20 protein-coding genes are annotated in these 19,230 nt (G+C 45.2%); all 20 read right to left on the bottom strand.

What is annotated here, in order from left to right; translation table 11 throughout:
- Position 1: 1 nt before the first annotated feature.
- The 20 genes from DWV73_RS03875 to DWV73_RS03965 all read right to left on the bottom strand — a co-directional run bounded on the left by DWV73_RS03875 (position 2) and on the right by DWV73_RS03965 (position 19,179).
- The gene (locus DWV73_RS03875) at positions 2-1,396 is read right to left on the bottom strand and encodes a recombinase family protein (RefSeq protein ID WP_117795888.1); all 1,395 of its coding nucleotides are present in this window, start codon (positions 1,394-1,396) and stop codon (positions 2-4) included.
- On the bottom strand, positions 1,350-2,846 hold the full coding sequence (locus tag DWV73_RS03880; protein ID WP_117795889.1) for a recombinase family protein: 1,497 nt from the start codon (positions 2,844-2,846) through the stop codon (positions 1,350-1,352). The genes DWV73_RS03875 and DWV73_RS03880 overlap by 47 nt, the downstream gene beginning before the upstream one ends.
- Before the next feature lie 150 nt (positions 2,847-2,996).
- Entirely contained in the window at positions 2,997-3,944 is a 948-nt protein-coding gene (locus tag DWV73_RS12955) for a GH25 family lysozyme (protein ID WP_181986208.1), read from the bottom strand.
- A 41-nt stretch (positions 3,945-3,985) separates the two neighbouring features.
- Positions 3,986-4,411 carry a phage holin family protein gene (locus tag DWV73_RS03890; RefSeq protein WP_117781223.1) on the bottom strand — a complete coding sequence of 142 codons (426 nt, stop codon included), beginning with the start codon at positions 4,409-4,411 and terminating at the stop codon, positions 3,986-3,988.
- A gap of 78 nt (positions 4,412-4,489) precedes the next feature.
- On the bottom strand, positions 4,490-5,884 hold the full coding sequence (locus DWV73_RS03895; RefSeq protein WP_117781224.1) for a hypothetical protein: 1,395 nt from the start codon (positions 5,882-5,884) through the stop codon (positions 4,490-4,492).
- The gene (locus DWV73_RS03900; RefSeq protein WP_147341925.1) at positions 5,850-6,920 is read right to left on the bottom strand and encodes a hypothetical protein; all 1,071 of its coding nucleotides are present in this window, start codon (positions 6,918-6,920) and stop codon (positions 5,850-5,852) included. Before DWV73_RS03900 ends, DWV73_RS03895 begins: the two co-directional genes overlap by 35 nt.
- A 44-nt stretch (positions 6,921-6,964) precedes the next feature.
- Positions 6,965-9,154, bottom strand: a complete 2,190-nt coding sequence (locus tag DWV73_RS03905; RefSeq protein ID WP_117795895.1) for a hypothetical protein — start codon at positions 9,152-9,154, stop codon at positions 6,965-6,967.
- Between the two features lie 12 nt (positions 9,155-9,166).
- On the bottom strand, positions 9,167-9,529 hold the full coding sequence (locus DWV73_RS03910; protein WP_117795897.1) for a hypothetical protein: 363 nt from the start codon (positions 9,527-9,529) through the stop codon (positions 9,167-9,169).
- A gap of 1 nt (position 9,530) precedes the next feature.
- Positions 9,531-12,458 (bottom strand): phage tail tape measure protein, encoded by a 2,928-nt coding sequence (locus DWV73_RS03915; RefSeq protein ID WP_117795899.1) that lies wholly within the window; start codon positions 12,456-12,458, stop codon positions 9,531-9,533.
- 110 nt (positions 12,459-12,568) lie between these two features.
- Positions 12,569-13,288 carry a restriction endonuclease gene (locus DWV73_RS03920; protein ID WP_117795901.1) on the bottom strand — a complete coding sequence of 240 codons (720 nt, stop codon included), beginning with the start codon at positions 13,286-13,288 and terminating at the stop codon, positions 12,569-12,571.
- 73 nt (positions 13,289-13,361) lie between these two features.
- Positions 13,362-13,496, bottom strand: a complete 135-nt coding sequence (locus tag DWV73_RS13075; protein ID WP_278286982.1) for a hypothetical protein — start codon at positions 13,494-13,496, stop codon at positions 13,362-13,364.
- A 26-nt stretch (positions 13,497-13,522) separates the two neighbouring features.
- Positions 13,523-13,900, bottom strand: coding sequence for a hypothetical protein (locus tag DWV73_RS03925; RefSeq protein WP_117795903.1), 378 nt, complete (start codon positions 13,898-13,900; stop codon positions 13,523-13,525).
- Between the two features lie 13 nt (positions 13,901-13,913).
- Positions 13,914-14,528, bottom strand: coding sequence for a major tail protein (locus DWV73_RS03930; RefSeq protein WP_117781604.1), 615 nt, complete (start codon positions 14,526-14,528; stop codon positions 13,914-13,916).
- Positions 14,529-14,531: 3 nt separating this feature from the next.
- Positions 14,532-14,849: a hypothetical protein gene (locus DWV73_RS03935; RefSeq protein ID WP_117795905.1), complete on the bottom strand. Its 318-nt coding sequence runs from the start codon at positions 14,847-14,849 to the stop codon at positions 14,532-14,534.
- Complete coding sequence (locus DWV73_RS03940) at positions 14,846-15,229, bottom strand: HK97 gp10 family phage protein (RefSeq protein ID WP_117795907.1); 384 nt, start codon at positions 15,227-15,229, stop codon at positions 14,846-14,848. The genes DWV73_RS03935 and DWV73_RS03940 overlap by 4 nt, the downstream gene beginning before the upstream one ends.
- A gap of 4 nt (positions 15,230-15,233) precedes the next feature.
- On the bottom strand, positions 15,234-15,563 hold the full coding sequence (locus DWV73_RS03945) for a phage head closure protein (protein WP_117682657.1): 330 nt from the start codon (positions 15,561-15,563) through the stop codon (positions 15,234-15,236).
- Positions 15,563-15,838: a head-tail connector protein gene (locus DWV73_RS03950; RefSeq protein ID WP_117795909.1), complete on the bottom strand. Its 276-nt coding sequence runs from the start codon at positions 15,836-15,838 to the stop codon at positions 15,563-15,565. The genes DWV73_RS03945 and DWV73_RS03950 overlap by 1 nt, the downstream gene beginning before the upstream one ends.
- An 8-nt stretch (positions 15,839-15,846) precedes the next feature.
- Positions 15,847-17,052, bottom strand: coding sequence for a phage major capsid protein (locus DWV73_RS03955; protein ID WP_117795910.1), 1,206 nt, complete (start codon positions 17,050-17,052; stop codon positions 15,847-15,849).
- A 13-nt stretch (positions 17,053-17,065) separates the two neighbouring features.
- Positions 17,066-17,872 (bottom strand): head maturation protease, ClpP-related, encoded by an 807-nt coding sequence (locus DWV73_RS03960; RefSeq protein WP_117795913.1) that lies wholly within the window; start codon positions 17,870-17,872, stop codon positions 17,066-17,068.
- Positions 17,869-19,179, bottom strand: a complete 1,311-nt coding sequence (locus DWV73_RS03965) for a phage portal protein (protein ID WP_117795915.1) — start codon at positions 19,177-19,179, stop codon at positions 17,869-17,871. Before DWV73_RS03965 ends, DWV73_RS03960 begins: the two co-directional genes overlap by 4 nt.
- Positions 19,180-19,230 lie beyond the last annotated feature (51 nt).

The raw sequence follows: 19,230 nt of genomic DNA on the forward strand, positions 1-19,230 counted from the left end.
TTTATACGGAAACCTTTATCCTGCTTCCTTCCAGAAAGAAGAACTCATATTTCTTTGCACCAAGCACCGTCACTTCCGCAAGGACAAGTTGTGCGATCTCAGGAACAAATCTGCCAAGCGGTTCATTCTCCGTGGCTTCCATCATCTGCTCTGCCCGTATCTTTTCAAGCGGACTGCCGTCTGTCTTCATCTGATTCCATCTTTCCATGAACTTTTCCCTGTCCGCAACCAGTTTATTGAATGCCTTCACAAATCCCTTTTCAAGGTTGGAATTGTCAACATAGGCATTACTGCACGTTACCCTTCCATCCGTCCGGTGGTTCTTGCACTGCCACTGTACGATTCCCCTTGATTTCCATGAATGTCTTGTAAACAGGCTTTTACACTCACCGCAGAATACCTTCTCGCAGAACGGCATGCAGTCCGCACCGTAACTGTACCTGTCCGTTCCGTGGTCTTTCATGAACCGTTCCCTGCGTTCAAATTCTTCCTGCACAGCATTCCATGTTTCCTTATCTATGATTCCCTTATGGCTGTCCTTAACATAGACCTGTGCGATTTCCCCGTTATTTTTTACCTGACGCTTGGTAAGGAAATCAGCCGTATAAGTCTTCTGCAGAAGCGCATCGCCCATATGCTTTTCCTGTTTCAGGATACCCACGATTGTGCTTGGATACCATTTCGTCTGTCCGTTGCATCCCGGAACCTTTTCTTCCGTCAGTTCCTTCGCAATCTGTGCCGGATTGATGCCGATAAGGAAATCCCTGTAGATGCGTCTTACCGTTTTTGCCTGTTCCTTATTGATGACCAGCTTCCCGTTCTTATCCTTATCGTAGCCCAAGAACTTGAATGTATTCAGGTGCATCTCACCATTCTTGAATTTGGTGCGGATGCCCCATTTGCAGTTCTCCGAAATGTTTCTTGACTCATCCTGAGCAAGCGAGCTTAATATCGTGAAAAGCAGCTCCCCGGTAGAATCGAGGGTGTTGATGTTTTCCTTTTCAAATATGATACCGATTCCGAGGTTCTTCAGCTTTCTGGAATATGCCAGACAGTCCTGCGTGTTTCTGGCAAAACGGCTGATGGACTTTGTAATGACAAGGTCTATCTTGCCGCCTTCGCAGTCTGCGATCATTCTTTTGAACTGTTCCCTTTTCTTGGTGTTAGTTCCTGAAATACCCTCATCCGCATAGATGCCCGCCATTTCATAATTTTCATGGTCATTGATATATTTGGTGTAATAATCAACCTGTGCTTCAAAGCTGTGGAGCTGGTCTTCCTGATCCGTGGAAACACGGCAGTAGGCTGCCACCCTTATCTTCTTTTCCTGTACCGCCCTGCGTCCTGTTTCACGCTGTCGGTTTCTTGCTGGTATAACTGTAACGCTTCTTGCCATTCTTATCATCCTTTCTCTGAATATAAATATCTTTTTTGATTTCTCCCCATCCCCTGATAACGGAATCAGGAATCCTTGTCCCCCCGCAGAATGCCACTCCTTTTCGTTTGGTCCCGTTGCATATCCATATGACCTTATGGCTTTTCGGATTTACATGGCGGACCAGTCTGCTTCCGCAGAGTCCGCAGAATATCTTCTTTCTGTACGGATATGCTTCTTCCGTATTTTCCGGTATTGCTTCCGGCACTTTCTTCTTATGCCTTCTTTTCCATGAGCTCTCCTTCAGATAGGTGAATTCTTTTGTTCCCTTTACGGAAGGTTTCTCATCAATATACATATTCCCGTCAAAATGCCATGCTTTTCGAAGTACCCCGTCCGGAATGTTTATCCCTTCACAGAAGGATTTCCCATACCGCTTCGTACCGCTGCACCCCCAGTTCAGTCTGTTGCCGTTACTGTAGATACGTTTGTAAAGCGGATGTCCGCATTTTGCACAGAATATCCTGTTCATGTATGGGTAGTTATCTTCCGTAAATTCTTCAATTACCGAACCTTCGGCAAGATAATCCCGCTTTGCTTCAATGGCATCCTGCGCCTTCTGCCAGAGTTCAGGGGATACGATTGCTTCATGGTCATCTTCGATATACCATGCATCAACTTCTCCCCTGTTCCTTACCAGTTTTCTTTCTTCATTCACAAAATGCTTATGCATGATGTAATCGCCCTTATAGATCTCATTTTCAATCAGACGGAACACCGTGCTGTCGATCCACTTTGTACCGCCCACGGTCTTTACCCCGTTTTCATTCAGATATCTTTTAATGGCTGCCGGGGTATATCCGTCTGCTGCCATTTCATATATTTTTCTGACCCACACCGCTTCGGATTCATCTGCGATATAGACTCCCCTTTCGTCTTTCGTATATCCGAAAGAACGCTCAAGGTACTGTACCGGAATACCCGCTTCATATTTTCTCTGGTACACCATCTTTGCTCCGGCGCTTCCGCTTTCGCTTTCTGCCTGTGCAAATGCCGCCAGTATCGTGAGCATCAGCTCCCCTTCCCCTGACAGCGTATTGATATTCTGAAGTTCAAAAAAAACACCTACATTTAGTTCTTTCAGCTTTCGTGTAGCCTCCAGAACGATTGAGGTGTTTCTTGCAAAACGTGATACCGATTTTGTTAATATAAGGTCTATCTTTCCTTTTTGTGCATCAGCAAGCATCTTCTGCAGACCGGGTCTTTTTTCCTTGAACCCTGATATGGCAAAATCACTGTAGACTCCGGCATATTCATAAGCCGGGTTCGCTTTTATGACTGTTTCATAATGCCTTATCTGGTTTTCCAGTGAATTTTCCTGTTCATCTGCATCCGTTGATACACGGCAGTATGCACATACCCTTAATTTTCTCTTCTGTTCCCTGTTTCCTTCCCTGATCTGAATTTCCACAAGCCATGCCTCCTTTCGTTTTGGTAGTCTATATATCACTCTGAAAGCCAATAATAGCAAGTGTTTTCTCGGATACCTTTCACCTTTTTATCCTTGGCATAAACTGAAAAAAATACGGCTGACAGCCATCCCTGACCATCAGCCATATCCTTATCTTAAAAGCTCGTTTACCCTTTTCTGCACTGCGGAATAATCGTATCCGGCAGCACTGATCCTGTTCTTACGCTCCGTCCCGTTTCCCCAGTCACCATGAATGACTTCCCTTGCGATCTCATCCACGGATTTCTTGGATGGAGAGAGCTTTTTATTCACGATGCTCTGAATGGCAGAATAATCATATCCCGCCTGAGACAGACGGTTCTGTCTTTCCGTGCCATTACCCCACTTTCCGGCAATGACCTCTGCTGCGATCTCCTCGTTTGATTTCTTTGCCGGAGCACTGCTGTTTCCCTTCGCATAACCATTCAGTCCTGCTGCCTTGATCTTTGCCGGGAAATCCACATAGCAGTAATCCTGATCACAGGTCTGTCCGTTGATCTTATTGCTGCGGATAAGGTTCGTCTCACCACCAAACTGCCAGATCTGTGTTTCCGCACCGCTTGCCGGGGCCGGCTTGTTCTTTCCCCATCTGGCAACCCAGTGGGTGTAACGGGTAAGCTCCCCATCGTTCATCTCAATATTAAAAAATGACTCGGATGAATAAATACCGACCCAGTATCCGGCTACTTCCATCTCTGAACAGAATGCCTTGATGATCTGTGTCAGTGTGTTCCTGTCGTTCTTTGTGATCATGCTGCCTTCCACATCATAAAAGACCGGGTACTCAAATTTCTTCCCCTTAAGGAGTGAAAGGAAATACCCTGCCTCTTTCTTTGCTTCTGCAGTACTTCTGGCATTTCCATAAAAATATGCCCCTTTCGGAAGTCTGCATTCCACGCATTTCTTATAGTTTGCCTCAAACTGGCTGTCCTTATAAAACCCGGAATCAGCACCTCCGGCTTTGATAATGGCAAACTCCACGCCTTCCTTACTCTTAGCCCTTGCAAAGTCAAAACTGCCCTGCCATCTGCTTACATCAATTCCAAATCTCTGACTCATAATATGATCCTCCATTTCTTTGTAATAAAATAGGGAAGGCGTCACCCTTCCCCGTTGTCTTTGTCATCTTCTGCCCTGTCATGGAGCTGTTCCAGAACGGCTTTTATCTTTGCCGGAACAGGCAGTCCCAGATGGGATGCATTCTCCAGAAGGGATATCCCTTCGTTTGAGATGTAGAAGAAAATGGCTGCCGTCCGAAGCACGCTTCCAGTGCCGATGACATGTACATCCATAATGTTTGCAATGCCGACCATAAGAAAAATCAGCACCTTACGACAGATTCCCTTAAATCCGACTGCACTGGACAGCTTCTGGTCACTGATTGCACACATCACTCCCGTAATGTAATCAATCACCACAAATGCAAGCAGTGCATAAAGCAGACCGTCACATCCACCAAGGAAATAGCCGAGCCATCCCCCGACTGCCGTAAATACAAACTGTACCGCATTCCAGAATTCCTTCATCGTCTTGTCCTCCTTTGATTTTTTGTATGAAAAAAGCAGCTACCCGTAATGGATAACTGCCGATTTCCGAAAATTATTTTATTGTTCCTGTAAGATATAAGTGATCTTCATTGTCTTGTCCGCTGTTTTGGTAACGGGCGTGTCCAGATTATTGATGGTTGCCAGATAATTGGACATCATATGCCACCCGGTTGTCGACCAAGTCCCGTAGTCACCAAAATACAATAAAGGTTCATTGCGGACAGGTGTAACATTCACCTGATAACTGCTGTTGAACAAGGACTGTGCCTCCGGCGGCATGATCTCATTCGTTGCCGTATCCGCTATCAGCAGTTGATCATAAGCATTTTCATAATAGATTCTTCCGTTGATTACAAACTTTGGGACTCCGTTCACGCTAGAGGTATTCGTTCTTTTGAATTTGACCACATTGGCCGGATTGTTTATCTGTATCTTGTATAACTCATATGGTGAGTCATAGCTTTTAACATATAAGTATCCGTCCGTAACGAACATCTGCCAGTTGCTGTCAGAACGGAGATATTTGTCTGTTGTATTTTTAACCTCATACTGCTTTACCTTCCATGTATCCATCCTGATCTCCGTAACCAGATAAGACGTATCCGGTGCCACCCTGTAATCTGAATGCGTACAGATATACAGGCACTCCGAAGCCGGGTCGTAATTGTATCCCCAGTATCCGATACGCAGGGCTGTTCCAAGCTCCGGCACCTCGATTTCCTCTATCAGGGGTTTTGTCGTATTCACGTTATCAAGAATAGATACCGTTTTCAGGAATGTCCTTCTCCTTGTGATATGGATATGTGTATTATCCACGAATTTAAAATAATATGCACAATCCTTTGCCCTGTCGATCAGGAATATCAGCTCGGTCTTTCCCATCGTCATTCCAGAATATTTGCTGCTCGTGTTTGCCCCCGTCTTGTCAGGATAAACATACTGCAGATTATCCTCACAGATACTCTGCATCAGCGGATAATCCCTTGTATAGCTGGCATTCTTGCTTCCGTATGAAGTAAAACCGCCATGCTTATTTGTCAGGCAGACACTGGCAATCGTACCGTTTGCCTGACTCGTTGCAAAGTCATATACATACTTCACATATCTGTCCTTCAGATTGATCTCGGATTCCGTCTGGTTGAATCCGCCCCTGAATGTATTCTTTGTATTATTCTGTACCCCGTATGCTGCACAGCCTATCAATGCTGCATCTGCCGGAGGATAATAGTTGTCTGCATTTTCCGGTATTTCCTTATCAAAACACAATATTCCTCCGAGGAGTTTTTCATAATACGGTACAAAGTCACTAAAAAATCTGCTTGGCCTTTTGGAAAGTCCCAGTGGTTTAAGGACATCCCGGAGTGCATTGGTTACCATATTATGATTTTCATAGGTTTCCACCTCTCCCGTATTTACATCAGTAAGCTCTATTCTTGTTGTTCCCCTGAGCATCGTCATCATCTCCATTTCTATAATTCATAACAAAGGATGTCAGTGTTGCATCACCCGCAAGCCAAAAGCGGAATGTGATCGTTTTGGCTTCAAGAAGTCCTGCATGCAGTTCATCCAGATCCATCGTGAGAAAATCCGTCATTGTAGACTCATCCGTAAAAGTTTCACCATCATAACTGTACTGTACGGTAATGTCTCCCGTATATTCCGCATTCAGAGCCTTGATGCCAAGAACCGTTCCATCCGAGAGGTCTGCCATGCATTCGATGTACTGCTTGGGCGGTGTTCCCGTAATAACCGCATTCAGTGGAAATGCCCTGCTGTCACTCCAGCTTAACACTGACGGGAAAGGCAGAGCCTTTATCAGATCCCATTCCGGCATTTTGGCAAATCCATTCTTTTTAAATAAAAGTGCCGTTATCTCCGTTTCTTCCAGTTTCACGAGAACATCTGCTGTTTCCTGTAATTCTTCATTTATCACTTGGTTTTCCACCGTATACAGGTTTCCGTCACCATCTTTGACCAGAAGTTTAAAAGGGACTAACAGGTCAAGCGGTGTGTATTTCACTTCAAAGGTCTTACTCTCTGCATAGTACTGGAATGTAATGTCCGGTGAATCCGTATCCGGCTTGGTAAATGTGTAATTCTTATCTGCAGTAAATCCAAACGCACCGTCATAACACTGGACCGGAACGGAAATCATATGAAGTGAAATATCGCCAGTATCCCAGAAAACCAGATCATACTTAAGCTGATAGTCTGCTCCCGATGCATTGTAATGTGACCACCCCTCCCACCTGATCTTCAAAAATCTGTAATAACTGTAAAGAGTTCCTTCCTCCCGGTATAAGGATCTCATTCTTGTATCACGGTTATTTATCTTAAGATGTGTCACATCACTTCCGATTCCCCAGTAGGAATCACCATGTGCATAAATGGAAGGGACAGCCTTCCCAAGAAATGTAAAGAAGTCTGCCCCGCTGACCGCAAGCGTACCGCCATCATAGTTGTTGCTGTCCTGTAAAAGACAGGTCATGTTGGTGACTCCTGCGGAAAAAATATCATTTATATTGTCATAATTCATAGTGTAAATTCGACTCCTTTCACTCCGTCAAATCCGGAGATATCTATGCCCGTACACTCAAGGAATCCTTCATCTATCTCCTGTGATACGGCTTCCTGTGTTTCTTCCGTAACGGCTTTAAGCTCATAAAATCCATTTTCTGTTTCCACGGTATCTGGAACCTTGACGGATGTATCTGCCACGGTGATTACAAACTGTGGTCTGATTCCAGACGTATAGCCGTTGATTTCCACCGCATCCACCCTCGCGAAATAAGAGACATCTATCAGAAGCTGTTCGGCATATCCACGATCCATTGATTCAGGTTCCGACTTCTGTGCATACCGTTTCCTCAACGTGAAGTTCTCCTCGGTATTGACTGTAATATATCCGTTATACTTCGGATTTCCACGCACGCTTGTGAGTACAAATGTACGGAGGATTTCCGTGATCCATGCACGGTCGGTAAATGTGTCTGCAACAAAGTTCTGGCCTGTAATGCTGATATTTCCAATCGTCTGGGTAATTCCCGGCCTCCTTGATGACGGAAATGTAACCGAAACCTTATCACGGAATGTGTCTGCCACAAACGGCACATCTGCAATACTGATATATCCGATATTCTCATTGATATTGATACGACCGTTCCAGTCTCCCAGTCCGGCTGCAAGTCCCTGACCACTAATTGTTGCCCTTATCTGTGCCTCTCCTATCTTTAGGCTTCCGGTTGAAATTTTCAGATACATCGAAAATGTATTTGAACTGTTCTCAATGACTTTTGATATCGGAAAGAACAATGTCACAATATGCTTTCCATACAGACAAGTCTTTGTCGGCATAAAGGTATCAATGGTTTCATTATTTATTTTGTATATGATGGAAAGCTCCGGAAGTTCCGGCTCTGGGTTTTCTTCTTCCGTCTCTCCATCTGCAGTAGCATCCTCCGGCTTTATTACTTCGAGAAGCATCTCGCACTGGAACGCTGCCGTTGTGTCCTCCGTTGCAGTAAAATCAATATCCATAACATTCGTCAGTGACTGTCCTATTTCAAACGGGGCAACATTTACAAAGTTATAAATAATGGTCCTTCCGCTTTCCACGGAATTGATAAGACCTGTAATGTTCTTATCGTTCTTGCTCTTGGCAGATGCAAGTCTCGGATTTTTACCCACGCATTTCAGTGTCATCTTTCCGTAGATCTTACACTCGATGCTTGTTATGCAGCTTATTTTTGTTTCGTCTGCATGGCCACCGGAGAACTTAAGGATATCACCGACTTCCATTGCCGGATTTCCTATGGTGTTACTGTCAAACGGGACATAATTTATCTTCTGCAGTGCCGTCAGAATTTCCCGCAGGATTTTCTCCCTTACGGATTTCAGTCCGAACTGAAGAAGAGGATTGATGCCGAGGTTCATTGTAAGGGCATCATCCTTTTCCATCGCAATATACTCTGCCGTCTGGCTGATCTGGTTCGTGGATGACACGGCAGTATATCTTGTAACAAAATCCGAATAACTGCTGTCGAACCTTTCCTTCTGCTCCACATTCCATACAGACTCATTTCCATATCTTTTGAGAATTAGTTTTCCATACCGGTCTATCTGGCAGAAACAGCCTACCACCTGTGCCACATAAAAGATCAGGTCACGGAATGTTTCCATGTCATTATCTGAATAAACACCGAGTGTGGTTTTTCCATTTGGGAGGGCGTTGATTTCTGCAACCGTCTGTGCCATCTCAACCTTACAGGCATCACACGCAGCCTTTAGAAACTGATATGGCGTTCCGCTTGAAGAATCCAGCTTCAGCGTTTTTTCAAACCGGAGCATATGATCATAGCCTTTCAGTTCCAGTGTCCGTACCTTCCTGTTTGCTTCTGAGATCTCATAAATTCCCATCGGTATGGTCTCTTTTGTTCCATCCAGAAGTGTCAGACGGTAATAAAGCCTTACTTCTGCATCCTCAAGGGTATAGCGGTCGATTTCCGAAAACAGGCTGATTCCCATTTCCGCAGCATAAACCGTTCCGAGTTCTATCTCCGTATTACTGCAGCACTGCCATTTTATGTAGCCGGAACCTTTCACGATATCCTTAGCAGTAAACTGATATTCCTTTCCGGCTTTTGTCGTGATGGTCCCGTACCATTCATATTTTCTTATATTCTGCCTTACGGCATTCTTGAATTTTTCTGATACCTCAAACACCGTATCCGCCTCCTACATTTCTTTCAGGGAAAAAGATACCGTCCACAGACCTTTATATGACGTATCTTTTTCCAGCTTTGCCTTAAATCCCGTAATATACATTTCTGCTTCTTTTAAGTCCAAGGTTTCCGTATCAAAATATTCCACTGTGATCTTCGGCAGTTTGGAATATGCCGTCAGAAGTTTTACCCACTTCGGTGATACGGAAAAAGAGACGGAAATGTCTGCCACTCCCGTCCTTACCACATCCCTCTGTGTTGTTCCGGCTTCCGTTTCCCCACCGGAATCTGCCTCTACATCGGAAAGCCCCACGTCATAAGAATCCGGCTTCGGAAGGGAACGGCCGTTAAAAACAAGATACTGTATATATGCCATGCTATCTTCCTCCGCTTCTTAAATTTGCCCTCTGCTGTGCCGATACAATAACCTCATCAAGCATCGTACCGCCCAGATATACAGGAATGACAATGTCTCCGCTGTCTCCCTTAACATCCCGGATTGCAGAAGTAATTGCAGAAAGCATTCCTGAGATGCTTTCCGTCTGCTGTGCCGTTGGGTTTCCTGTCATGTTTTCCACCCCGCTGACCTTTGGATTGATGACCATGTCGGAAGAAACCCCGCTGACTGCTTTCTGAATCATTCCACGGCTCTTTTCGATTCCCTTGGCAAGTCCGCCCATAAAGTCAGGCATCCATGACTCATAATCAGTAAGAGGACCTTCATCCGGCACGGAGAAGTGAAGGAATGACTTGATCTTGTCAGCCACACTCTTTACTGCATCCCCGACTGCACCGATGCAGCTCTTGATGCCGTTTACGATTCCCATGATAAGATCCTTGCCCCATGTAAATGCCTGTGAAGCCAGACCCGTGATGTGGCTCTTTACATTGGAAAATCCTGATTTTACGGCATTTAGGACATTTCCCATTGCACCCTTCACTGCATTTACGATTCCGTTAAATACGGATGTGACCGCACCCTTGATTGCACCAAGCACCGTGGAAATGGTGGACTTGATGGTATTCCAGATAGTGGAAATGGTACTCTTTATCGTATTCATTATCGTGGTAATGGAATTTTTAACTGCAGTGAAATCTCCCGTGATCAGTCCCTTGATTCCGCTTACCACTGCACTGATGATCGTCTTTATTGCATTCCATACCGTGGAAAAAATGGTCTTTATCGCATTTAGTACTGTGGTAATGACCGTTTTTATCGTATTCCACACGGTCGTGATAACCGTCTGGATAACAGTAAGCACCGTCTGGATAATGGTCTTATAAATATTGAAATACGTTGTGACCAGTGTTTTTATCACATTGAAAACTGTAGTAAACACGCCCTTGATTGCATTCCAGATCGTAGTAATGACGGTCTTTATTACATTGAATACCGTTTCAATGATGGTTTTATACAGATTGAAATAAGTGGTTACCAGCGTTTTTATCACTTCAAACACGGTCGAGAATATCATCTTGATTGCTTCCCATACCTGTGAAAAGAACGCTTTTATGGCATTCCATACCGTGATGGCTACCTGTTTTACATTCTCCCAAAGGTCTATCCAGAACTGACGGAATCCATCGCAGTTATTCCACAAATAAATAAAAGCAGCCACAAGAGCTGCTATTGCTGCAATGATAAGAACGATTGGATTTGCAAGCATTGTAGTATTAAGTGCTGCAAATGCTCCTTTTACCGTATTGATGACTCCGGCAATCTTCGGAACGATTGTCATGATCGTGCCGACTGCGGATATTACCTTGCCGATCACGATAAGAACGGGGCCGAGTGCTGCTGCCAGAAGTGCAATCGTAACGACCGTCTTTTTTGTTCCCTCGCTCAGTCCATTCAGCCAGTCAACAAACTTCTGTACCCATCCGACTATCTGTTTAATGGCCGGCATCAGGAGTTCTCCAAATGAAATAGCCAGGCCTTCCAGTGCTGACTTTAAGATGGTGATCTGTCCCTGTAAGTTATCAAGCTGTGTATCTGCCATCTGCTGTGCAGCACCACCGCTGTCCGTGATGGACTTCTGCAAGCTGTCCCATGTGTCCCCCGTATTTGCAAGCAGGGCATTTACGGAAGAAAGGTCTGTCTTATTGAAAATGGTGCTGATGATATTTGACTTCTCAGCAGATGTCATTCCATCCATGCTCTTATTGAGGTCTCCAAGAATGTCATTCATTGACCGCATGTTTCCTTCAGAATCATATACGGAAAGTCCGAGGGCTTCCATCTGGGCTGCTGCCTTATCCGTAGGGTTCTGCAATGACAGGATAATATTACGGAGGTGTGTACCACCTTCTGCTCCCTTGATACCGTTATTTGCAAGAATGCCAAGTGCGGTATTCAGTTCTGCCGTACCACCCTTGATGGATTTGGCAGTCGCACCAATGGTAAGGATTCCTTCGCCAAGCTGTGCAACCGATGTGTTCGTGGTAGATGCCGTCTTTGCCATCTGGTCTACCATTGTTTCCGCTTCATCCACTCCCATTCCAAGGGCAGACATCGCATCCGTTACCATATCCGATGCATCAGCAAGGGCAATATCTCCGGCTGCTGCCAAGTTAAGAACGGTCGGCAGTGTATCACACATCTGCTGTGTATCGTATCCGGCAAGGGCGAGGTAATTCAATGCTTCCGCACACTCAGATGCGGAAAAAGCCGTCTCTGCACCCATCTTCTTTGCCAGCTTTGAAAGGGTATCCATCGTATTTACCGACTGCCCGTTGACCTTGGACATAGAATCTTTGGTGATTCCCATTGTTGCCTGTACCTGTGACATGGAAGATTCAAAATTAGCTGCGGTCGTTACGGATGCCGTACCCAGTGCAGTCACTCCGGCTGTTACCGGGAGAAGCTTTTGTCCGGCAGAGGAAATGTTATCCCCAACTGTCTTCAGTTTTTCACCGGATGATGCTATCTTTTGTACGGCTGTCGCAGACTGGTTTGCCTGTGTTTCAAGATTTTTTAAGTCCTGTTCCGTTTCCACGATTTCCCTCTGAAGGGCATCGTACTGCTCCTGTGAGATCTCGCCATTGGCAAGTGCAGTATTCGCCTGTTCTGCTGCCGTCTTCAGCGTTGCCAGTTTCTCTTTTGTTTCACTGACCGCTTCCGCAAGCAGCTTATGCTTCTGTGCCAGAAGCTCCGTATTTCCCGGATTCAGTTTCAGAAGTTTATTTACATCTTTAAGCTGTGACTGGGTAGACTTAATCTGTCCGTTCACTCCTTTAAGTGCATTCTGCAGTTTGGTTGTATCACCACCAATTTCTACCGTGATCCCCTGAATACGGCTTGCCATTCCTCTCACCTCCTCCTAAAAATGGGTACAAAAAAAGGAGCATTTCTGCTCCGTAACAAAATAAAAACACCCGCCATTTCTGACGGATGTCCTATGTAATATTATATTTTTTACTTCATATATTTCAAAAGATCATCTATATCCCATAACTGCATCATGGTTTTTCTGCTCTCTGCAAATTTTCTTGCATCCCTTGTAAATTTAGTTGATGTCACAACAACGGACTGATTGGCCTGCATTGCTGTCTGGACTCCATACAGACTCCTTACAACGCTGACATCCACCTTATGCTTTTCTCCCCAATGCTTACATTCTACAATCAGGGTAAATGGAATCGGATCAGCTTTTGTTGCAATAATATCGCTGCCTCCATCTCTTGTTGCCTTGGTAACCTTTACGGTAAATCCAAGACTTTCAAATATCTCCCCAACAAATAACTCAAATTCCCTCGGAGTCATATTTCTTATCCGCTCACGGTTCTGTTCCAGAATATCATCGGCTTCAATGTATTCTTCGTATGCATAATCACTGTAGTACTCATCAAATTCATATTCTATATCCGCACTTGGCTCGTCCACGAACTCTCCACCGTGGCATTCAGAATCCGAATAATTGAATGCACCGACAGGATATTCATATCCACGAATATTATAGTCTATATATCTTCCACAGCCCTCACAGCAGAATTCACCAAAAAAATTATATTCTACTTCAGCACCCATAGATCTTTCAGTTGAAGTTGTATCATAATCCAAACTGTCCGCTTCTACAAATGTGATGTGTCCGCAGTTATTACACTTTACATAAAAATCGCCAGAAATCTTCATCATTGTAACCACCGTCCTTTTCTTGATTTCAGCCTTTTTCTGCTGATAGTATAACAGAAAAAGGCTGTGTTCTCAATCAGAATCGGTCGAAGTCTTCCTGTGTGGCAAGCTCAGCATACTTATAATCATCGTTCCGGCTCTCACTGTACATATCATTGATAAGGCCTATCGACAGCATATCAAGATCTGCCATCGATAAACCTAACTGCACACATCGTAGCAGAAACAGCGGGGTCGTCATTTCACGCTCTGTCGGACGAAGTTTTTTTTAGCTTCTACATCTGTTTTTACATTCAGTCCCCACAGTTCAATAAGCTGCGGAAGAACCTGATAAATTGAAAATGTATTGAAATTATCGAGCCACTCTTCCGGTGTGTCCGGAATGCTTGGATCCGCATGCTTGGCCATAATAAATGCTATATTCTCGAACATCTCAAGAGAAAACATATCAAGGTTTGATGATTCCTCTTTTCCATCTCCAATACTCTTTTCAAGCACTGCCAGATCCTTATAAATATCCCTCTGGAACTTTAATCTGTAGATTCTTGGAATGGCTGCACTTGCCTTGAATGCAACCATCTGTCCGTCAATTTCTATATCCTTTCTGATACCCATGTCTTAGTCCTCCCTATGATACACTCTTGGTTGATTTTGCTGACTGCTGCTCCAGTGCCGGAGTTGCAGCCGGAAGATACACACTCTTATACCAGTTGTTATAAACTGTATCTGTCGTGGAATCTCCTGTCTTTGCCTTGACATATCCGTCTGCCATTGGTCTTGCCTTTACTGTCAGTGTTTCTGTCTGCACTTCCTTATCTTCTTCATTAGTCTTTGACTCAATGGTCGGACGGGATGCGGAACAGTTATAAAGCACATGACGGATCTTACGGATATCACCATCAAATTCAAAAAGAAGTGCAAAGCTTCCTGTTTCTGAATTTGCATTCTCCACAAGCACCTTATTGGCATCCTGTTCCTCTTTTAAGATATCCGTTCTGAACGATTCCGGGATCATGGCAAGTTCAAGGTCACCATCATATCCCTGATTGTTGTTGATTACATAATACTCAATACCATCTGCATAAAATGATTCCGGCTCTCCTGTCGGATCCATGCTGATGGATACTGCACCGGGCATTGGTACAGGTGTTCCAAAACTGACCGTGCCTTCCTCTGCAACCGTAATCGGTGCGTAATGCACATTGCAGATATTAAATTTGACTTTGTTCTTTTTATTAGCCATCTTCTATACCTCCATCTGATAAAGCACCTCATACAGATTTTCAGTTTCTATCCATACTTCGCTTTTTTCATAAAAAATACCGTGCAGATCAAGCACGGCTTCTACTGTAAATTCCAGTTCCGGATTTTTCAAATCCGTATAAATTTCTATATTCAGACGGCTGGATTTATAATATACCCTACCGTCTGCCGGGAAATTGCTGCTTCCCGGATAAAGAAATACTGCAAAAGGCGGTTCCGGGGATTCGCCTTCCACAAAATGGTCATAAGCAAACGGAAGATTCATTTCTTCCATCATTGCCACAACTTCTTCATGTGTCATGAACGCAGCCCCCTTTCAATCTTCAGCAGAAGCTCCCTGTTTCCTTTTGCCTCTGCCGGGGCAATATGCTCCCTTCCGGCTACCCTGCCGCCGCCCCGCTTTGCATGACCATGCTCCAACAGGTGGGCGATCTGGTATCTGTCCTTGGAATGGACAGTCATCGTGAGGGAATTACTGCTTTCCGCTGTCTTTTTCACGGTCCAGCTCTTTTTGTACCGGCCGGTACGCTTTGGGGCATTTGCCTGAATGTCTTTCTTTACCGTCTTGGATACATCTTTTACCGCATCCTTGACCGTATCCGTTGCAAGGTCTGCATACTCTTTGAGTCCGTCCATGATTGCATCCGCAAGACCGTCAACGGTCGTTCTTCTCTCTGCCATTCCATCACCTCTTTATCAGGGCAGCCCTTATCCTTACTGATTTGTTTTTGTACTGCACGTTATCAACGAATGTAATATTATAAAGTCTTCCACGGAAAACTATGCGGTAATGCTCCGTATCAAGTCCTGACACCTCACTGCAGTACCGGATAATAAAATCCAGTTCTGTTTCTGCATTGACCTGTTTTGCTTCCCAGTATTCCTTACCGGACAGATTGTTTGCATAGGAAAAACACTTATAGTGATCTTCCCACACAAGCATGTGGTTTCCCGTCTTATCTGTTTTGGTACTGCTTTTCTGTATCGTGATCCTCTCACGCATGAGTTCAATCATCAGAATCTCTCCTTCCTGATCCCAAAGAGCAGATATTTCAGTGTTTCCGTCATTGTCTTATGATCGGCTTCTTCCCTGTGCTCATACAGATAAGCAATGGCATACAGTTCCGCAGTACGGATAAGTGCCTCATGCCGTTTTAGTCCTGCCCGTGTACGTCTTGTCACATTTAAGATCAGGCTGTCGGATGTCTCCATCAGACGGAGGATGAGATCATCCTCGTCTGACGAATCGACCCTGAGATAACCTTTGGCTTCCTCAAGCGTTACGAACATCCGTCCACCTACTTTCCGGCAGCCTTGATATCAAGTGTCTTAACTGCCTCGGAAAGGATCAGCTTGCCGTCCACACGCTCGGAAGCAAGGAATCCGACCTGACCCGTTGTAGCATAAAGCTCATTCAGTCTCTTGAAACTTCTGCCCTGACGATCAGCAATCCAGTAATAACTGTAATCACCAAATGCCATGACACGGCTTCCTGCTGCAAGCTCCGGCACATAAATGGATGTGCGGTACGGACGGTTGAGGATCCTGTCCGGCTCTCCTTCCCTTACGGACGGCTGCCAGATATAATTTCCGTTTCCATCCTTCAGCTTTCTGATTGCCTTTACGGTCGAATCATTAAGAAGCCACACTGCCTTGTTACGGTATGGAGCACGCAGGGAGTAATAAAGATCCATGACATCATCAAATGTAATGGAAGTATTATTGGCAGTAACCCCTGTCTCTGCACCGCCTGTGGCATTGAAGATTCCGGTAGGTTTTCCCTTGCCGTCACCGATAAAGAATGCTTCCTCTTCCTTTGTACCGATTCTTCTTCCGAACTCCCTTGAAATATACTGCTCAATATTGAACACACTGTCATTTAAGAGTTCATCGGACACCTTGATCATGGTTGCCAGCTTATAAGCACTGATGGATGTCTGACCGAAGCTGTCATCAGATTCAGGGAACTGTCCGCCCTCATCGATCCATGCTGCCTCGCCCTTTGATGTGACGATAGGGATCTTGCGGTCACCGCTTGAAGTCTTGATGACGGTTGCAAGGTTACGGAAAAATACTTCCTCTTCCAGTGCTTCCACGAGTTTCTTCTCATACTCATCCGGTACGAGATATCCGCCCTCGGAATCCGTACCAATGGAAAGGGCATTCTGTACTTCGTATGACATCTTGTTTCTCATACTGTTCCAGAATGCCTTTTTATACTCATCCGTTGCCCTTCCTGTCTTTGTATCACCGTCAGTCTTTGAATTCGGCTGATTGGTGATCGGTGTGCTTGTTGCCTTTGCAAGCTCTGCATCGATGGCAGCCTGTCTTTCCAGTCTCTCGATCTCTTTTCCGAGATTTACGACATCTGCTTCCATCTTGTCATAAGTGGCTGCATCCTCTGCGGATACAAATCCTTCCTGCGTTCTCTTGGCATCAAGGAATGCCTTTGCAGCATCCCAGGCCTTTGCTCTCTTTTCTCTTAACTCTAAAATCTTACTCATCTTGAAATCCTCCTTAATGTGTTAAAAGACTCAGTCTTTTTTCCAACTGGTTAACTGGTATCATGGCATCCGTATGGGATACCTTGGAAAGGAACGATTCATTCATCGCCTTTGTGGAAAACATCATGGAATCCTGCTGGAACGGGAGCTTCTTTTTCTTCTCCTTTTCCCCGTCATCCTTTTTCTCCTCTTCCTCTCCTTCACTGCCTTCGTCCGGCTTTTTCTCCGGCTCTTCCGGCTCTTTCTTTTTCTCATCCTCATCGGAATCAAAAAGGATCTTATCTGCAAATCCAAGCTCCACGGCTTTCTTGGCATTAAACCAAGTCTCGTCATCCATCATGTGCGAGAGCCTTGCACGGGTAAGCCCGGTCTTGGACTCATAAGCATTTAAGATGGACTCCTTGACTTCATTCAGCATTACGATTGCCTTCTGCATATCCTTTGCCTCACCCATTGCCATAGTCGCAGGATTGTGGATCATCATCATTGCCACAGGAGATACACATACTGTATTTCCCGCCATCGCAATAACGGATGCTGCCGAAGCTGCAATGCCGTCGATCTTGACGGTCACGCTTCCCTTGTAGTCACGGAGCATGTTGTAGATCTGTGCTGCTGCGAACACATCACCGCCCGGAGAATTGATCCATACCGTGATATTTCCGCTTCCGGCATTCAGCTCATCCTTGAAAAGCTGCGGGGTAACTTCATCCCCGTACCATGTTTCATCCGAGATCATGCCATTTAAAAAGAGCGTCCTTTCCATATCAGGCACGCTCTCATCTTCATTCTTTATCCAGTTCCAAAACTTCCGCTTCATCGTTTACCTCTCTTTCTGCTGTTTTCCTGTGCCGGGAGTTTTTCTTCTTCCTTCTGCTGTCCGTTGTCCGCTCCCGCAAATGCCCCTGCATCCGCAAGTTTGGTCATTGCACCGTTCACAAGATACAGGTTGCCTCCTTCCTCATCAGGGATAGGGTTCATGTTCTCCATTTCACGGATGTCATTGGCAGAAAACCAGCCGTTCTGTCTTCCGACTGCATAGCCGTTCATCCTCGACTGATAATCCCCACGGAGAAGTCCGTCCACATTCAGCTTAATGAAATACTTTCCCTTTTCTCCCGGCAGAAGGAGCGATCTCTGGAGCGACTGCTCCCACCGGATCACCCAAGGGTCCAGTGTGTATTTCACAAACTCCAAGGACTGCTGCTCTATATTCGAAAAGCTCGACTTATCAAGGTCACCGACCATGTGTGGCGGTATCCTGTAAAGTCTTGCTATTTCATTTATCTGGAATTTCCTTGTCTCAAGGAACTGTGCTTCTTCCGGCGGTATTCCTATCTGCTGGTACTTCATGCCTTCCTCAAGCACTGCGATCTTGTGTGCGTTATTCACACCACGATACACGGAGTTCCAAGATTCCCTGACCTTGGACGGATCCTTCAGCACTCCCGGATGTTCCAGAACACCGCCCGGATTCGCACCGTTTGCAAAGAAACTCGCACCGTATTCCTCACAGGCAAGCGTCATGCCGACAGCATTCTTTGCCATCGCAATCGGTGAATAACCGATCAGTCCGTCAAATCCAAGTCCCGGAATGTGAAGTACATCCTCGGCTTTCAGCTTGATATTGCCGTATTCCTTGAACATGGGATTTTCATCACTGTTTCTGGAATACACATAATAGATATTTCCCCTGTCATCCCTCTGCACTTCCATCTTGTCAGGAAGAAGCGGATACAGGCCAAGCACCCTTCCGGCACCATCCCTTATGATCTGTGCATAGGCATTTCCCCATATTAAAAGATGACTCATCAGTGTTTCCCTGAACACAAATGAAGTCATCTCCGGGTTCGGCTCATCATGGAGCAGATAATATAAAGGATGGTCATGCACCAGCTTCTTGCCTCCGTCATCCTGATACTCATATACATGAAGCGGTAAGGATGCGATTGCTTCCGCAAGGATCCTGACACAGGCATATACTGCCGTTGTCTGCATTGCAGTTCTTTCATTCACTGGCTTTCCGCTTGTTGTCCGTCCGAACAGGAACGAATATCCGGCATCAGCCGCCTTATCCACAGGCTTATCCCTCGCCTGTCCGAAACCAAATAAACTCTTAATTCCCATGTGACACCTCCTAAAAACAGGTACAAAAAAAGCACCTCCGAAGAAGTGCCG

It is taken from the genome of Clostridium sp. AF12-41 (assembly GCF_003461685.1).
Taxonomy (GTDB): Bacteria; Bacillota; Clostridia; order Lachnospirales; family Lachnospiraceae; genus Otoolea; species Otoolea fessa.

Coding starts and splice junctions, on each gene's coding strand:
- DWV73_RS03875 (WP_117795888.1), bottom strand. CDS start 1,396: ATGGCAAGAAGCGTTACAGTTATACCAGCAAGAAACCGACAGCGTGAA.
- DWV73_RS12955 (WP_181986208.1), bottom strand. CDS start 3,944: ATGAGTCAGAGATTTGGAATTGATGTAAGCAGATGGCAGGGCAGTTTT.
- DWV73_RS03890 (WP_117781223.1), bottom strand. CDS start 4,411: ATGAAGGAATTCTGGAATGCGGTACAGTTTGTATTTACGGCAGTCGGG.
- DWV73_RS03895 (WP_117781224.1), bottom strand. CDS start 5,884: ATGCTCAGGGGAACAACAAGAATAGAGCTTACTGATGTAAATACGGGA.
- DWV73_RS03900 (WP_147341925.1), bottom strand. CDS start 6,920: ATGACCTGTCTTTTACAGGACAGCAACAACTATGATGGCGGTACGCTT.
- DWV73_RS03910 (WP_117795897.1), bottom strand. CDS start 9,529: ATGGCATATATACAGTATCTTGTTTTTAACGGCCGTTCCCTTCCGAAG.
- DWV73_RS03915 (WP_117795899.1), bottom strand. CDS start 12,458: ATGGCAAGCCGTATTCAGGGGATCACGGTAGAAATTGGTGGTGATACA.
- DWV73_RS03920 (WP_117795901.1), bottom strand. CDS start 13,288: ATGATGAAGATTTCTGGCGATTTTTATGTAAAGTGTAATAACTGCGGA.
- DWV73_RS03925 (WP_117795903.1), bottom strand. CDS start 13,900: ATGGGTATCAGAAAGGATATAGAAATTGACGGACAGATGGTTGCATTC.
- DWV73_RS03930 (WP_117781604.1), bottom strand. CDS start 14,528: ATGGCTAATAAAAAGAACAAAGTCAAATTTAATATCTGCAATGTGCAT.
- DWV73_RS03935 (WP_117795905.1), bottom strand. CDS start 14,849: ATGACACATGAAGAAGTTGTGGCAATGATGGAAGAAATGAATCTTCCG.
- DWV73_RS03940 (WP_117795907.1), bottom strand. CDS start 15,229: ATGGCAGAGAGAAGAACGACCGTTGACGGTCTTGCGGATGCAATCATG.
- DWV73_RS03945 (WP_117682657.1), bottom strand. CDS start 15,563: ATGATTGAACTCATGCGTGAGAGGATCACGATACAGAAAAGCAGTACC.
- DWV73_RS03950 (WP_117795909.1), bottom strand. CDS start 15,838: ATGTTCGTAACGCTTGAGGAAGCCAAAGGTTATCTCAGGGTCGATTCG.
- DWV73_RS03955 (WP_117795910.1), bottom strand. CDS start 17,052: ATGAGTAAGATTTTAGAGTTAAGAGAAAAGAGAGCAAAGGCCTGGGAT.
- DWV73_RS03960 (WP_117795913.1), bottom strand. CDS start 17,872: ATGAAGCGGAAGTTTTGGAACTGGATAAAGAATGAAGATGAGAGCGTG.
- DWV73_RS03965 (WP_117795915.1), bottom strand. CDS start 19,179: ATGGGAATTAAGAGTTTATTTGGTTTCGGACAGGCGAGGGATAAGCCT.